Origin of the sequence: Pseudarthrobacter sp. CC12 (assembly GCF_039907755.1) — a bacterium.
GTDB classification, from domain to species: Bacteria; Actinomycetota; Actinomycetes; order Actinomycetales; family Micrococcaceae; genus Arthrobacter; species Arthrobacter niigatensis.
Genome location: NZ_JARDJH010000097.1, coordinates 1 through 873, shown reverse-complemented (window position 1 = coordinate 873; position 873 = coordinate 1). Strand labels below are relative to the sequence as shown.

General features: G+C 64.9%; 1 protein-coding gene. It reads right to left on the bottom strand.

Annotated features, from left to right (window positions below):
- Positions 1 to 776, bottom strand: a 776-nt coding sequence (locus tag PV772_RS23010; protein WP_347887706.1) for an IS481 family transposase, incomplete at its 3' end; no start/stop codon positions are given.
- Positions 777 to 873: the final 97 nt, after the last annotated feature.

The following is an 873-nucleotide window of genomic DNA, read 5'->3' as shown; positions in this document are numbered from 1 at the left end:
CGGGGTTTGATCAGGATGTGTTTGGCGCCCAGTGCAGCCAGTGCGTCCTGGAAATCTTTCGATAACCGGTAGGCGAACGCGTTGTCGGTCATGACCCGTCGGACGGGGGCCCCGTTGGCTGCCATGGCCGCTGCCGCACGGGTGAGGAACCCGGCGCAGGTCGGGCCTTTTTCGTCGGGCAGGACCTCGGCGTAGGCCAGACGAGTGTGGTCATCGACGGCCACGTGGACGTAGTCAAAACCGACCCGATTATGGCCTGCTGAGTGGTTGCGGGCGGATTGATTCGGGTCGGCCCGCCAACCTCCGCCGTCGGGAATCCGCCCTAGTTTCTTGACGTCGATATGGATCATGTCCCCGGGAGCGTCACGTTCGTAGCGGCGGTCCGTGGCACGGGATGCCCTGATCCGTTCACCGGTCACCGGGTCCAGGTCCCACAGCTTCGGCATACCCGCGCGGGCCAGGATCCGGGAGACCGTCCGGGCGCTGGTACCGCAGCGCAAGGCCAGGCCCGCTGGCCCTTCGCGGTGCTCAACGCGCTGGATCAGGACATCGGCAACAACTTCCGCGGAGGTCGCGTGCGGGCACGACCTTGGGCGGGAGCTGCGGTCCTCGAGGCCGGCCCAGCCGTGCGTCCTGTACCTGCTGATCCAGCGGTGGGCGCAGGTCCGCGAGACACCCATCTCTTTGGCCACATGGGCCACGGGACGGCCGGCGAGGACGCGCTCGATAAGGATCCGCCTACCGTTCGGAGTCAGGCGGGCATTACGGTGGGACATGAAGACCTCTTAGTCGTTGGCTGTGTGTGGTAACCACCAACCTAAGAGGTCTTCACCTATTCACGACGTAACCAACGTCCTGACTCAGTACACCTAG